The organism is Pseudonocardia cypriaca, from assembly GCF_006717045.1.
GTDB classification, from domain to species: Bacteria; Actinomycetota; Actinomycetes; order Mycobacteriales; family Pseudonocardiaceae; genus Pseudonocardia; species Pseudonocardia cypriaca.
In genome coordinates this window covers 680,375-692,757 of the sequence record NZ_VFPH01000003.1, presented here as the reverse complement: position 1 = coordinate 692,757, position 12,383 = coordinate 680,375, and the positions used below count along the sequence as shown (strand labels likewise).

The 12,383-nt window shown below is 73.1% G+C and carries 14 protein-coding genes; 6 read left to right on the top strand and 8 right to left on the bottom strand.

Going from position 1 to position 12,383, the window contains the following annotated elements:
* Positions 1–3: 3 nt before the first annotated feature.
* Complete coding sequence (locus FB388_RS35005; RefSeq protein WP_170225978.1) at positions 4–714, bottom strand: copper chaperone PCu(A)C domain-containing protein; 711 nt, start codon at positions 712–714, stop codon at positions 4–6.
* 295 nt (positions 715–1,009) lie between these two features.
* On the opposite strand from FB388_RS35005, the gene FB388_RS35000 reads away from it, so the two are divergent.
* Genes FB388_RS35000 through ispF form a run of 3 tightly spaced genes read left to right on the top strand, consistent with a single transcriptional unit; the run spans position 1,010 to position 2,663 of the window.
* Positions 1,010–1,501, top strand: coding sequence for a CarD family transcriptional regulator (locus FB388_RS35000; protein ID WP_075953662.1), 492 nt, complete (start codon positions 1,010–1,012; stop codon positions 1,499–1,501).
* Between the two features lie 35 nt (positions 1,502–1,536).
* A complete protein-coding gene (locus FB388_RS34995) occupies positions 1,537–2,199 on the top strand; it encodes an IspD/TarI family cytidylyltransferase (RefSeq protein ID WP_142106956.1) in 663 nt (220 codons plus the stop codon).
* A complete protein-coding gene (ispF, locus tag FB388_RS34990; RefSeq protein WP_142106955.1) occupies positions 2,196–2,663 on the top strand; it encodes a 2-C-methyl-D-erythritol 2,4-cyclodiphosphate synthase in 468 nt (155 codons plus the stop codon). Before FB388_RS34995 ends, ispF begins: the two co-directional genes overlap by 4 nt.
* 64 nt (positions 2,664–2,727) lie before the next feature.
* Here ispF and FB388_RS34985 read toward each other — a convergent pair whose 3' ends face one another.
* The gene (locus FB388_RS34985; RefSeq protein ID WP_142106954.1) at positions 2,728–3,147 is read right to left on the bottom strand and encodes a VOC family protein; all 420 of its coding nucleotides are present in this window, start codon (positions 3,145–3,147) and stop codon (positions 2,728–2,730) included.
* 92 nt (positions 3,148–3,239) lie between these two features.
* On the opposite strand from FB388_RS34985, the gene cysS reads away from it, so the two are divergent.
* Entirely contained in the window at positions 3,240–4,631 is a 1,392-nt protein-coding gene (gene cysS, locus FB388_RS34980) for a cysteine--tRNA ligase (protein ID WP_211362425.1), read from the top strand.
* Positions 4,632–5,612, top strand: a complete 981-nt coding sequence (gene rlmB / locus FB388_RS34975) for a 23S rRNA (guanosine(2251)-2'-O)-methyltransferase RlmB (RefSeq protein ID WP_142106952.1) — start codon at positions 4,632–4,634, stop codon at positions 5,610–5,612.
* Here rlmB and FB388_RS34970 read toward each other — a convergent pair whose 3' ends face one another.
* Genes FB388_RS34970 through FB388_RS34960 form a run of 3 tightly spaced genes read right to left on the bottom strand, consistent with a single transcriptional unit; the run spans position 5,613 to position 8,303 of the window.
* The gene (locus FB388_RS34970) at positions 5,613–6,467 is read right to left on the bottom strand and encodes a metal ABC transporter permease (protein WP_142106951.1); all 855 of its coding nucleotides are present in this window, start codon (positions 6,465–6,467) and stop codon (positions 5,613–5,615) included.
* Positions 6,464–7,309: a metal ABC transporter ATP-binding protein gene (locus FB388_RS34965; protein WP_142106950.1), complete on the bottom strand. Its 846-nt coding sequence runs from the start codon at positions 7,307–7,309 to the stop codon at positions 6,464–6,466. The genes FB388_RS34970 and FB388_RS34965 overlap by 4 nt, the downstream gene beginning before the upstream one ends.
* Before the next feature lie 4 nt (positions 7,310–7,313).
* Complete coding sequence (locus FB388_RS34960) at positions 7,314–8,303, bottom strand: metal ABC transporter solute-binding protein, Zn/Mn family (protein WP_142106949.1); 990 nt, start codon at positions 8,301–8,303, stop codon at positions 7,314–7,316.
* Positions 8,304–8,436: 133 nt separating this feature from the next.
* Here FB388_RS34960 and FB388_RS34955 point away from each other — a divergent pair, with 133 nt between their 5' ends.
* The gene (locus tag FB388_RS34955; RefSeq protein ID WP_142106948.1) at positions 8,437–9,540 is read left to right on the top strand and encodes a LacI family DNA-binding transcriptional regulator; all 1,104 of its coding nucleotides are present in this window, start codon (positions 8,437–8,439) and stop codon (positions 9,538–9,540) included.
* Between the two features lie 3 nt (positions 9,541–9,543).
* Here the strand turns inward: FB388_RS34955 and FB388_RS34950 are convergent, their stop codons facing one another.
* From FB388_RS34950 to FB388_RS34940, 3 genes are all read right to left on the bottom strand, one after another.
* On the bottom strand, positions 9,544–10,104 hold the full coding sequence (locus FB388_RS34950; protein WP_142106947.1) for a TetR/AcrR family transcriptional regulator: 561 nt from the start codon (positions 10,102–10,104) through the stop codon (positions 9,544–9,546).
* A gap of 62 nt (positions 10,105–10,166) precedes the next feature.
* Positions 10,167–10,928, bottom strand: coding sequence for a trehalose-phosphatase (gene otsB / locus FB388_RS34945; RefSeq protein WP_142106946.1), 762 nt, complete (start codon positions 10,926–10,928; stop codon positions 10,167–10,169).
* Positions 10,929–10,930: 2 nt separating this feature from the next.
* Positions 10,931–12,352, bottom strand: coding sequence for an alpha,alpha-trehalose-phosphate synthase (UDP-forming) (locus FB388_RS34940; protein WP_142106945.1), 1,422 nt, complete (start codon positions 12,350–12,352; stop codon positions 10,931–10,933).
* Between the last annotated feature and the right edge of the window lie 31 nt (positions 12,353–12,383).

Genomic DNA, 12,383 nt, shown 5'->3' with positions numbered 1-12,383 from the left:
GGACTAGGCGTGGCCGTCCTCGCGGAGCTTGTCCGGGTTGGCGACCGGGACGTCGAAGCGCACCTCGCCCGCGCGCTCGAAGGTGAGGATCAGCGGGTAGGTGAGGCCGGCCTGGACGTCCTCGCGCAGCCCGGTGAGCACGATGTTGCCGACGCCCGGCTCACCCTGCGCCGCGGGCGGCGGGACGACCGGTGCTGGCTGCGCGGCGGGTGCCGGCGTGCTGGTGGGGGGTGCGGTGGCCGAGGGCGCGGGGGTCGAAGGCGCAGTGGTCGGCGTCGACGTGCCGGGAGCTGCGCCCGGGGTGGCCGCCGGTGCCGCCTCCGCGGGCGACGGTGCCGCCAGGGCCGCCGGGGCGCCCTCGACGGTGAGCGCCTGACCGCCCGGGATCCGCAGGACGCCGCTGATCTGCACCGACTCGGCGACCGGGCTGCTCGCCGCCACCAGGCGGTCGACCTCGGCGCCCGTGTTCACGATGACCATCTGCAGCGGTGCGCTGCCGCCGACCGGGTAGATCGCGGCGCCGTGGGCGGCCTCGTCGAACTCGATCATCGCGTTGCGGACCGAGATCTGGCCCCCGGTCGCGCTCGCACCCTCGACGGCGGCGACCTGGCGGCTCGTCTGCGTGATCTGCCCGGCACCGCAGCCTGCGACCGCGACGGCCGCGATCAGGGCGCCGATGACGAGTTGTGCTCGGTTCCGGCGGGGGTCGCTCACCTGTGTGACGTCCTTCCTCATTGCCGGGCACCGCGCCGAGCAGGGGCCGGCGCCGCGACGGGTGCGGGCGTGAGGCGCCCGCCGTGATCGCTGGGTGGTCGCCGGTGCGACCGGTCGAAGCCTAACGCCACGGGTAGCAGCGCTGGTCGCGGTCCCCTCGCTCGGTCCGGTGCACGCGCACCTGCACGTTTCCCCGCCATTGTCAATCCCCTGACCTGCGACGACAGTGCACACCGGGGAGCGAAGGCGGGTTGGGGCGTGTTAACCTGGAGGCAGCGAAAGGGGCAGAGGACACATGGTTTTCAAGGTCGGAGAGACCGTCGTCTACCCGCACCACGGTGCCGCTCTCATCGAGGCCATCGAGACTCGGACGATCAAGGGCGAGGAGCGCAAGTACCTCGTCCTCAAGGTCGCGCAGGGTGATCTCACGGTGCGTGTTCCCGCCGAGAACGCCGAGGTGGTCGGCGTCCGCGATGTGGTGGGCCAGGAAGGTCTGGATCGGGTGTTCGAGGTGCTCCGCGCCCCGCACACCGAGGAACCCACGAACTGGTCGCGCCGGTACAAGGCCAACCTCGAGAAGCTCGCTTCGGGTGATGTGAACAAGGTTGCCGAGGTCGTTCGCGACCTGTGGCGCCGGGAGAAGGACCGCGGCCTGTCCGCGGGCGAGAAGCGCATGCTGGCGAAGGCGCGGCAGATCCTCGTGAGCGAGCTGGCGCTCGCCGAGGGCACCGACGAGGAGCGGGCCGAGGTCCTGCTCGACGAGGTGCTGGCCACCGCCACCGCCTGAGTGCGGTAGTCCTGCCTCTCTTCGACGACCGCCCGGTGCACGTCATCGCGGTGGTCGTGGCCGGGTCGGCTCATGCGCTCACGCCGGTCGCCGGTGTTCCGATGGTCGTGCGTGGTGTGCGCACGCTGCTGGCCGGCGCCGGGGTCGAGCGGGTCGTCGTAGCGACGGCGAATGTCCTGCGCCCGGAGGTCGAACGCGTCTGCGTGGGCGCGCCCGTCGACGTGCGGTCGCCTTCGGCGCACGGTATCGGGGCACACATCGTGCAACGACCGGGCGCCACTAGAGGTGACGATCCCGGCACGTCGAGTCGCGACGGCATCGTGCTGCTCCACGACGCGCACCGGCCGTTCGCTCCGGCCGAGCTCGTCGCGGCGGTCGTCGCAGCCGTTCGCGCCGGACACGGCATGGCCGTACCCGCATTGCCGCTCACCGACACCGTCAAGTCGGTGGATGATCGCGGTGCCTTCACCGGCACTCCCGACCGCGCCGCGTTGCGCGTCCTGCAGACCCCGATCGCCGTGCGCGCCGGGGTGCTGCCGGCCGACGCCTGCACGGATCCGCTCGCCGCCGTCCGCCGGTACGCGGCGGCGGGGGGCGAGGTGCGGACCGTCACCGGCCACCCGGCGGCGTTCGCCGTGCGGAGCGCATGGGACCTGGAGCTCGCCGAGCTGATCGCGCACGGGAAGATCCGCCTGTGAGGGTCGGGATCGGCACGGACGTGCACCCCGTCGCGCCCGGGCGCGAGTGCTGGATCGCCGGGCTGCTCTGGGACGGTGTTGACGGTTGCGCGGGCCACTCCGACGGTGATGTCGCCGCACACGCCCTGTGCGACGCGCTGCTCTCCGCGGCCGGCCTCGGCGACCTCGGGGCGGTGTTCGGCACCGGGCGGCCGGAGTGGGCGGGCGCCAGCGGGCTCGCCCTGCTCGCCGAGGTGCGGCGGCTCGTCACCGCCGATGGCTGGCAGGTGGGCAATGCCGCCGTGCAGGTCATCGGCAACCGGCCCAAGATCGGCACCCGGCGCGAAGAGGCCCAGCGGGTGCTCTCGGAGGCGGTGGGTGGCCCGGTGGCGGTCTCCGGGACCACCACCGACGGCCTGGGCCTCACCGGCCGGGGCGAGGGCATAGCGGCGATCGCGACGGCCCTGCTGGTGGCCGGCTCCTGAAGGTCAGGAAAGCCACTTTCCTGACCTGCAGGGCCCTGAACGTGGCTTTCCTGACCCTCCCGCGTCAGCCGACGCGTTCCTGGACCTGCTCCGGCGTGAGGTTCTCGATCCGTTGGGCGATGAGCCACTGGTGACCGAAGGGGTCGCGGAGGCGCCCGCCGTAGTCGCCGTAGCCGCGGTCGGCGATCGGGAAGATCACCGTCGCGCCCGCGCCGAGCATGCGTTCGGCCACGGCGTCCGCGTCGGACACGTCGAGCGACATGATCACCGGGACACCGTCTCCGGTGGGTGCCGGATCACCGTCACCCGCGTCCTTCACCGCGAAGCGCGCCGGGCCGGCCTCGACCATCGCGTGCACGACGCGGCCGTCGGGGCCGGTGTAGCGCTCGGTGACGGTGCCGCCGAACGCGCGGGTGTAGAAGTCGAGTGCGGCGTCGGCGCCCTCGACGACGAGCCGCGGGTAGAGGGCCGTGATATGGGTCATGCAGTCATGGTCGCGAGCCCGTCGCCACCCGTCGTGGACGAAACGGAACACCGCGCGCGATGCACGCCACACCGGCTCCGTACCCTGGAGTCGTGAGCCTTCGCCTGCACGACACCGCCACGAGGATGCAGAGGGACTTCGTCCCCCTGCGGGCCGGGGCTGCGTCGATGTACGTGTGTGGGGCCACCGTGCAGGGTCTGCCGCACATCGGGCACGTGCGTTCCAGCCTGAACTACGACGTGCTGCGCCGCTGGCTCGCCCACGGCGGGCTGGACGTCGCGCTGGTGCGCAACGTCACCGACATCGACGACAAGATCCTGCGCAAGTCCGCGGAGGCCGGCAGGCCGTGGTGGGAGTGGGCCGCCACCCACGAGCGGGCGTTCTCGGCCGCCTACGACGCGCTGGGCTGCCTCCCGGCATCCGTGGAGCCGCGAGCCACCGGGCACATCACGCAGATGGTCGAGCTGATCGAGCGGCTGGTCGACGAGGGCCACGCCTACCCGGCAGGCGGCGACGTCTACTTCGCCGTGCGCTCGTTCCCCTCCTACGGCGAGCTGTCGCACCAGAAGGTGGACGACGTCGCACAGGGCGAGGGTGACATCGGCGGGAAGCGCGACGCCCAGGACTTCACGCTGTGGAAGGCCGCGAAGCCCGGGGAGCCGTCCTGGCCCACCCCGTGGGGCCGCGGTCGGCCGGGCTGGCACCTGGAGTGCTCGGCGATGGCCACCTTCTACCTCGGCCCCGAGTTCGACATCCACGGCGGCGGGCTCGACCTGGTGTTCCCGCACCACGAGAACGAGCGCGCGCAGTCCAACGCGGCGGGCGACCCGTTCGCCCGGTACTGGCTGCACAACGCCTGGGTCACCATGGGCGGCGAGAAGATGTCCAAGTCGCTCGGCAACACGCTCTCGATCGAGGCGCTGCTGCAGCGCGTGCGGGGCGTGGAGCTGCGCTACTACCTCGTCGGGCCGCACTACCGCTCGTCCATCGAGTACTCCGACCACGCCCTGCAGGAGGCGGTAGCCGCGTACCGGCGCATCGAGTCGTTCGTGCACCGGGTGCGCGAGCGGGTGGGTGCTCCCGAGCCGGGCGTCGTGTCGCCGGAGTTCACCGCCGCGATGGACGACGACCTCGGCACCCCGGCGGCGCTCGCCGCCGTCCACGGGGCCGTCCGGGAGGGCAACGCCGCGCTCGACAGCGGCGACCGGCCGTCGGCGCTCGCCGCCGCCGGCTCCGTGCGCGCGATGACGGGCCTGCTGGGGCTCGACCCGTTCGACCCGCACTGGGCCGACGGCGACCGCGCGGCCGACAGCGCCACCGGCGCGCTCACAGCGCTCGTCGAGGATCTCCTCGTCCAGCGCCAGGAGGCGCGGGCCCGCCGCGACTTCGCCGCCGCCGACGAGGTGCGCAACCGGCTCACCGCTGCAGGGATCGCAGTGGAGGACTCACCCGACGGACCCACCTGGTCCTTGAAGGACGGATAGATGGCCGGCAATTCCAAGCGCCGCGGAGCGATGCGCAAGGAGGGCACCAAGAAGGGCATGGTCGTCGGGTCCGGCGGCCAGCGCCGCCGTGCGCTGCAGGGCAAGGGCCCGACGCCACCCGCCGAGATGCGCCCGGGCCACCCGGCCGCCCGGCGCGCCGCCCGGGCCGTCACCGCCAAGGCCAAGCAGGGCGGCCGCGCGGGCGACAAGCGGCGTCCCGGCGACGGTGAGACCCCGGAGACCGTGCTCGGGCGCAACCCGGTCGTGGAGTGCCTCCGGGCCGGCGTGCCCGCCACCGCGCTGCACGTGGCGCTGGGCACCAACGCCGACGAGCGCGTTGCCGAGGCCGTCCAGCTCGCCGCGGACCGGGGGATCTCGATCCTCGAGGTACCGCGGAACGATCTCGACCGGATGGCCGGTGGTGCGCTGCACCAGGGCCTCGCGCTGCAGGTGCCGCCGTACTCCTACGCACACCCGGACGAGCTGCTGGAGGCGGCGAGCGAGTCCGCCGAGCCGGGGCTCATCGTGGCCCTCGACGGCGTCACCGACCCGCGCAACCTCGGCGCCGTCGTGCGGTCGGTCGGGGCGTTCGGCGGGCACGGGGTGGTCGTGCCGCAGCGGCGGGCCGCCGGCATGACGGCCGTCGCGTGGCGCACGTCGGCCGGCACGGCCGCCCGCGTCCCGGTGGCCCGCGCCACCAACCTCACCCGCACGCTCCGCGAGTACGCCACGGCCGGCTTCATGATCGCCGGCCTCGACGCGGAGGGTTCGGTCTCGCTCGACGACTTCGAGCTGGCCACCGACCCGCTCGTGCTCGTGGTCGGCTCCGAGGGCAAGGGCCTGTCCCGGCTGGTGAAGCAGACCTGCGACGTCACGGTGTCGATCCCGCTCGCCGGGCAGGTCGAGTCGCTGAACGCCTCGGTGGCCGCGGGCGTCGTGCTGGCCGAGGTGGCCCGCCAGCGGCGCGTGCGCGGCGCCTGATCAGGCGGTGACGACGGCCCGGCTCCTGCGGCCGACCACCCGGCAGGCCACGTAGATCAGGAACGCGATCGTGGCCACGTAGCCGGAGATCGGCAGGCCGGGGGCGAGGGAGAGCAGGATCCCGCCGAGCAGGGCGGTCTCGGCGAAGACCACCGCGAGAACCGTGGCCATCACCGGGTTGGCCGTCACGCGCGCAGCGGCCGCCCCGGGCACGATCATCACGGTGAGCACGAGGATCGCCCCGACGATCGGCACCACGAGCGCGGTGGTGAGCCCGATCAGCACGGCGAACACCAGCGACAGCATCCGCACCGGTACGCCGCGGGCGAGCGCGACGTCGGGATCCACGCTGGCGAACAGCAGCGGCCGGTACAGCACGGCGAGCGCGCCGATCACGATCACCGACACGGTGCCCAGCACCGTGATGTTCGTGGTGTCGACCGCGACGATCGAGCCGGTGAGCAGCCCGAACTTGTTCGATGCGCGCCCGGGGTAGAGCGCGAGCATCAGGACCCCGAGGCCGAGGCCGAAGGCGAGCACCACGCCGATCACCGAGTCGCGCTCGCGCTGGCGCAGTCCGAGGAGGCCGAACACGAGCGCTGCGACCACCGCCCCGGCGACCGCGCCGAACTCCACACCGACGCCGGTGAGGAGCGCAGCCGCACCGCCCGTGAAGGAGAGCTCCGCGGTGCCGTGCACGGCGAAGGACATCCCGCGGGAGACGATCAGCGGAGCCAGCACACCCGCCACCAGCCCGAGCACGGCGCACGCGATCAGCGCGGACTGCACGAAGTGCACCTGGAGCAGGTCGCCGATGCCCTCGAACGAGAACAGCTTGCCGAGGAGGTCGGTCATGCCGACTCCTCGTGGCAGTGCTCGCCGTGGTCCTCGGCCCCGACGACGACCAGCCGCCCGCGGACCCGCAGTACGTCCACCCGCGTGCGGTAGAGCTCCGAGAGCACCTCGGAGGTCATGACCTCCTCGGGCGGGCCGATCCGGAACCGGCCGTTGACGAGGTAGAGCACGCGGTCGACGAGCGGGAGCACGGGGTTGATCTCGTGCGTGACGAACAGGACGGCCGTGCGGGCGGCTCGGCGCCGCTCGTCGATGAGGCGGGTGACCGTGCGCTGGTGGGACAGGTCGAGCGAGAGCAGCGGCTCGTCGCACAGCAGCACGTCCGGCCCGCCGACGAGCGCCTGGGCCACGCGGAGCCGCTGCTGCTCGCCGCCGGAGAGCCGCCCGACGGGCGCGTCGGCGTATGCGGTGCCCCCTACGGCGGCGAGCGCGGCGTCCACCCGCTCGCGGCGCTCCCGTCGCCCCCGGAACCCGATGCCGAGGCGGTGGCCGTCGAGCCCGAGCCCGACGAGGTCGCGGCCGCGGAGCGGCAGGTCGGGGTCGAGGGCCTTCTGCTGCGGGACGTAGCCGATGCTCGGGCTTCCCCGCCGCGGCGGCCGGCCCGCGATCCGCACCTCGCCCGCGGAGAGCGGGAGCAGGCCGAGCAGCACGCGCACCAGCGTGGTCTTGCCGGAGCCGTTGGGCCCGAGCACCGTGACGAACTCGCCGGGTGCGACGTCGAGGTCCAGCCCGTCCCACAGCGTGCGGTCGTCGAAGCTCACCCGCGCGCCGCGCAGCGACACCGCGGGCGTGGTGACGGGGAGTGTCGAGACGTCCGGGGGTGTGGTGGGAGGGGCGGCCATGGGATCAGCTTCCGGATGGGGGCGTTCCGAGAGCGCCGGCGAGGGCGTCGATCTGCCCGCCCATCCACGCGACGTAGTCCGTGGCACCCTCGGGAAGGGTCTCGGTCATCTCGACGACGGGCACCCGTGCAGTTTGCGCCGCGCCGCGAACCTGGTCGGTGCTGGGGGTCTCGGTCTGCGCGTTGACGATGAGCGCGCGCACCGGGTCACCGGAGAAGAGGGCGAGCGTCTGCTGGAGCACCGCGGCAGGCGGGTCGGTGTCCTCCTCGATCGCCTCGGTGAACTCGTGGGGCGTGACGTCGGTGAGCCCGGCCGTCTGCACCAGGTAGCCCGGGACGGGTTCGGTGACGGCCACCCGGGCGCCCGGCTGCGCCTTGCCGACGGCCTCTGCGCGGCTGATCAGCTCGGCCACGCGGGAGTTGAAGGCCTGCGCGTTGGCCGTGTACTCGGCGGCATCGGCCGGGTCGGCGGCGGCGAGATCGTTCGCGATCTGCGTGGCGACCTTCTGCACGGTGGGCAGGCTGTACCAGAAGTGCTCGTTGAACTCGCCGTGCTCGTGCCCGTCGCCTTCGGCGTGCGGCTCCTCGGCGTGCGGCTCGTCGGCGTGCGGCTCCTCGGCAGGCGCGAGCCCGGAGACGGCGGCCACGTCCACCACGGTCGGCGTCGCGCCCGACGACTCGACCAGCCGCGTGAGGAAGTCGTCGTAGCCACCACCGTTGACGACGACGAGCCGCGCCTTGGCGACGGCCGCGGCATCCGCAGGCGTGCTCTCGTACGAGTGGGGGTCGGCGGCGGGATCGTCGATCAGCGATTCGACGCTGACGCGGTCGCCACCGACGGCCTCGACGATGCTGCCGTACACGTTCGTGGAGGCGACGACCGGCAGCGCGGAGTCGGCTGCGGGTGGCGCGGCGGCGGGCGTCTGGGTGCCGGAGCTGCAGCCCGCGGCGGTGAGCACGGCGAGCGCGGCGACGGCTGCGCGACGGAACGGCATGGCGAGTGCTCTCCCCGGAGTCGATCGTACTGATAACCGTTGTCGATTCACTGTAGCCGTTCGGGCGTCGCCGGTTCGGAGGGCCGTGTCACACGAGTTTCCCGTCGAGTGTCTGAACCGTTACGGTTCGACGATGGCCGGGCCCACCAACGTCCGCCGTCCCGCGACTCTCGCCTCGCTCGCTGCCGAACTCGGTGTATCGCGGACGACGGTCTCGAACGCTTACAACCGTCCTGACCAGCTCTCGGCGCCCTTGCGGGCCCGCGTTCTGGAGGCGGCACGACGCCTCGGGTATCCGGGGCCCGACCCGGTCGCACGTTCGCTGCGCACCCGCAAGGCCGGTGCGGTCGGCCTGCTGCTCACCGAGGCGCTGTCGTACGCGTTCCGGGACCCGGCGGCCACCGGGTTCCTCGAAGGGCTCGCGCTCGCCTGCGAGCAGGCGGGCCAGGGACTGCTGTTGGTGCCGGTCAGCCCCGACCAGGCCGACGTCACCGCGGTGCACCAGGCGGGCGTCGACGGCTTCGTCGTCTACTCCGTGCGGGAGGACGACCCGCACTTCCTCGCCGTGCTCGAGCGGCCCGTGCCCACGGTCGTGTGCGACCAGCCGATGGGGGTCGAGGGCGTCGACCGGGTCGGCGTCGACGACCGGGCGGGGATGCTCGCGCTCACCCGGCATCTCACGGGGCTCGGCCACCGCCGGGTCGGGGTGCTGTGCATGCGCCTCGCCGCCGGCCACAACGACGGTCCCGCCAGCCCGGAGCGGCAGGCGAACGCCACCTACCCGGTGCAGCGCGACCGGCTCGCGGGGATCTGCGACGGGCTGGCCGAGGTGGGGGTCGACTGGGCCGACGTGCCCGTCCACGAGCGCTTCGAGCACAGCGTCGACGCCGGGCAGGACGCGGCCGCCGCGATGCTCGCGGCCCACCCCGACATCACCGCCCTGGTCTGCACCTCCGACATCCTCGCCCTCGGCGCGCTGCGCCACGCCGCCGATCGCGACCTCAACGTGCCCGACCAGCTCACGATCACCGGTTTCGACGGGGTGCCCGAGGCGGAACGGGCCGGGCTCACCACCGTTCGCCAGCCGGTGCTGGAGAAGGGCCGGGTGGCGGGCGAGCTGCTGCTGGAGCGCGGCGAGCGCAACCGCCCGCGCCGGGTGACCCTGCCCACCGAGCTGGTCGTCGGCACGACGAGCGGCCGCCCGCGGGTCGAGGAGCGCTTCTTCTCCGGTTGGTGACGGTCAGGAGGGCGGGCGCAGGCGGGCCGTCACCGCCCTGGCGAGTTCCGTCACGTCCGTGTCCGGCTTCAGCGGGATCGCGCCTTCCAGGATCAGGGCGGCGAGGCCGTGGACGAGCGACCACGCGGTCAGCGCCGTGGTGTCGGTGTCGCGCGTGCTGCCCGCCTCGAACCGCTGCACGCCGGATCGCAGCTGCTCACGCGCGCGGCCCATCGCGGCATCCAGGTCGGGGTCGTCGGCCCGCGCGAGTCCGGGGGCCCGCATCACGGCGAAGTGGGCGGGGTGCGAGGTCGCGAACACCACGTACGCGACACCGAGCTCGGCGAAGTCGTCCTCGCGCCTGACCGCCTCCTCGAGCGAGTCGGCGAGCAGCGACCAGCCCTCGGCCGCGAGGGCCGTGAGCAGTCCGGTCTTGTCGCGGAAGTGGTGGGTCGGTGCGGCGTGCGAGACCCCGGCGCGGCGCGCGACATCGCGGAGGCTGACGGCTGCTGGGCCCTGCTCCCCGATGGCCTCGAGCGCGGTGTCGAGCAAGGCGCGGCGGAGGTCACCGTGGTGGTAGGGCATCCGCCCACCCTACCTCAGGTCTTGTCATTGACAAGATGTGTGATCGGAGGTATCCCGCGTGATCACGACTCGGAACGTCGCCTGCGGGCCTCGACCAGCTGCTGCAGCAGCGCGGTGATGTCCGGCGGCGCGTCCACCCGGTGCTGCGCGGCCGTGTCACCCGGCCCGACCTTCACACCGACGTCGCCCGGCCGCAGGCGGGCGAACACCGTCTCGTCGGTGACGTCGTCGCCCGCGAACAGCACGGCGTCGGCGGCCTCGCCCTCGCGGAGCAGCTCGAGCGCCGCGCCCTTGTCCATCCGGGCGACGGACAGGTCGAGCACGGCCTTCCCAGGGGTGGCCTCGATCCCGTGCCACGTGGCCGGGCCGGCGCGCACGGCGTCGAGCACGCGGGTGCCGACGTCGGGCGGCGCGTTCCGGACGTGCACGGCCACGCCCGCGGGCTTGGCCTCCAGCGTGACGCCCGGCTCGCCGTCGACGAGCTGCCGCAGCTCGGCCGCCAGCCGATCGAGACGCTCGCGCTGCTCGTCGTCGAGCAGGGAGGAGCCGTCGGCGTCGAACTCGCTGCCGTGGCTGCCGATCAACCGGACCGGGCTTCCGAAGCCGGAGACGGCGGCCAGGTCGGCCCGCCCGCGGCCCGACAGCAACGCGACCGTGGTGCCGGGCAGGGCTGCCAGCTCCTCCATCGCCGCCGCGCTCTCCGGGAGCGGCCGCGCCTCCGACGGGACGGGGACGATCGGGGCGAGCACCCCGTCGAAGTCGAGTGCCACGAGCAGGCGGGGGACACCGGCGAGCGCCTGAACGGCCGCCTCGAGGTCGGTCATGCTCAGGCCTCGTCCGCGGGCGGGAGGCCGAGCGCGTCGAGGAACGTGCGCGCCCACCGGTCGACGTCGTGGCTCAGCACCTGCCTGCGCAGCGCGCGCATCCGCCGGCGGCCCTCGTCCGGGTCGATGGTGAGGGCGGCGTGGAGCGCGTTCTTGACGCCGTCGGTGTCGTGCGGGTTGACCAGTATCGCGTCCTTGAGCTCGAGGGCTGCGCCCGCGAATTCCGACAGCACGAGGACGCCGCCGTTGTCGTGGCGGCAGGCCACGTACTCCTTGGCGACCAGGTTCATCCCGTCGCGCAGAGGCGTGACGAGCATGACGTCGGCGGCCACGAAGAACGCGACCAGCTCCTCCCGCGGGAGCGACTGGTGCAGGTAGTGCACAGCCGGGTGCCCGACCCGCGCGTACTCGCCGTTGATCCGGCCCACGGACTGCTCGATGTCGTTGCGCATCTTCTGGTAGTGCTCGACGCGCTCCCGGCTCGGTGTGGCCAGCTGGATCATCACCGTGTCCTCGGGACTGATCCGGTCCTCGACGAGCAGCTCCTCGAACGCGCGCAACCGCACGTCGATGCCCTTGGTGTAGTCGAGGCGGTCGACGCCGAGCACGACCCGCTCCGGGTCGCCGAGGTCGGCGCGGATCTGCTTCGCGCGCTCCAGGACGTCCGGGTTGCGGGACAACCGGTCCAGGTTGCCGGAGTCGATCGAGATCGGGAACGCCCCGAGCTTGACCGTGCGGTCGCCCACCATGACCTCGGTGCGGCCATGGCCCGGGTTGGCGCCGGCGAGCCTCGTGGCGAGCCAGCGGAAGTTGCGGGCGCCGCCGGGGGTGTGGAAGCCGACGAGGTCGGCACCGAGGAGGCCCTCCACGATGTGCTTGCGCCACGGGAGCTGCATGAACAGCTCGGTGGGTGGGAAGGGGATGTGCAGGAAGAACCCGATGCGCAGGTCGGGCCGCAGCTCGCGCAGCGCGGCCGGGAGCAGCTGGAGCTGGTAGTCCTGCACCCAGACCGTGGCGCCCTTCGCGGCGACCTGCGCCACGACCTCGGCGAACCGCTGGTTGACCCGCACGTAGGTCTGCCACCAGTGCCGGTGGAACGCGGGTGGGGCGACCACGTCGTGGTAGAGCGGCCACAGGGTGCCGTTGGAGAAGCCCTCGTAGTACTCCTCGACCTCCTGCGCCGAGAGGCCGACGGGGTGCAGGTGCAGCCCGTCCTCCACGAGCGGCTCGACGTCCGCGTCGGGCAGGCCCGGCCAGCCGACCCACGCGCCGTCGCGGCTGCGGAGCATCGGTTCGAGAGCCGTGACGAGACCACCAGGGCTGCGCTTCCAGCGCTGGGTGCCGTCGGGCAGCTTCTCGAGATCGACTGGCAGCCGGTTGGCCACGACGACGAAATCGGCGGACTGCGTGGAGCCTGACGGCATGTTCCTCCTCGAGCGATCAGCTCTTCGGAGC

Coding starts and splice junctions, on each gene's coding strand:
- otsB (WP_142106946.1), bottom strand. CDS start 10,928: ATGACCGACCTCGAGGCGGCCGTTCAGGCGCTCGCCGGTGTCCCCCGC.
- FB388_RS34950 (WP_142106947.1), bottom strand. CDS start 10,104: ATGCCCTACCACCACGGTGACCTCCGCCGCGCCTTGCTCGACACCGCG.
- FB388_RS34955 (WP_142106948.1), top strand. CDS start 8,437: ATGGCCGGGCCCACCAACGTCCGCCGTCCCGCGACTCTCGCCTCGCTC.
- rlmB (WP_142106952.1), top strand. CDS start 4,632: ATGGCCGGCAATTCCAAGCGCCGCGGAGCGATGCGCAAGGAGGGCACC.
- FB388_RS34960 (WP_142106949.1), bottom strand. CDS start 8,303: ATGCCGTTCCGTCGCGCAGCCGTCGCCGCGCTCGCCGTGCTCACCGCC.
- FB388_RS34940 (WP_142106945.1), bottom strand. CDS start 12,352: ATGCCGTCAGGCTCCACGCAGTCCGCCGATTTCGTCGTCGTGGCCAAC.
- FB388_RS34970 (WP_142106951.1), bottom strand. CDS start 6,467: ATGACCGACCTCCTCGGCAAGCTGTTCTCGTTCGAGGGCATCGGCGAC.
- FB388_RS35000 (WP_075953662.1), top strand. CDS start 1,010: ATGGTTTTCAAGGTCGGAGAGACCGTCGTCTACCCGCACCACGGTGCC.
- FB388_RS34985 (WP_142106954.1), bottom strand. CDS start 3,147: ATGACCCATATCACGGCCCTCTACCCGCGGCTCGTCGTCGAGGGCGCC.
- FB388_RS34965 (WP_142106950.1), bottom strand. CDS start 7,309: ATGGCCGCCCCTCCCACCACACCCCCGGACGTCTCGACACTCCCCGTC.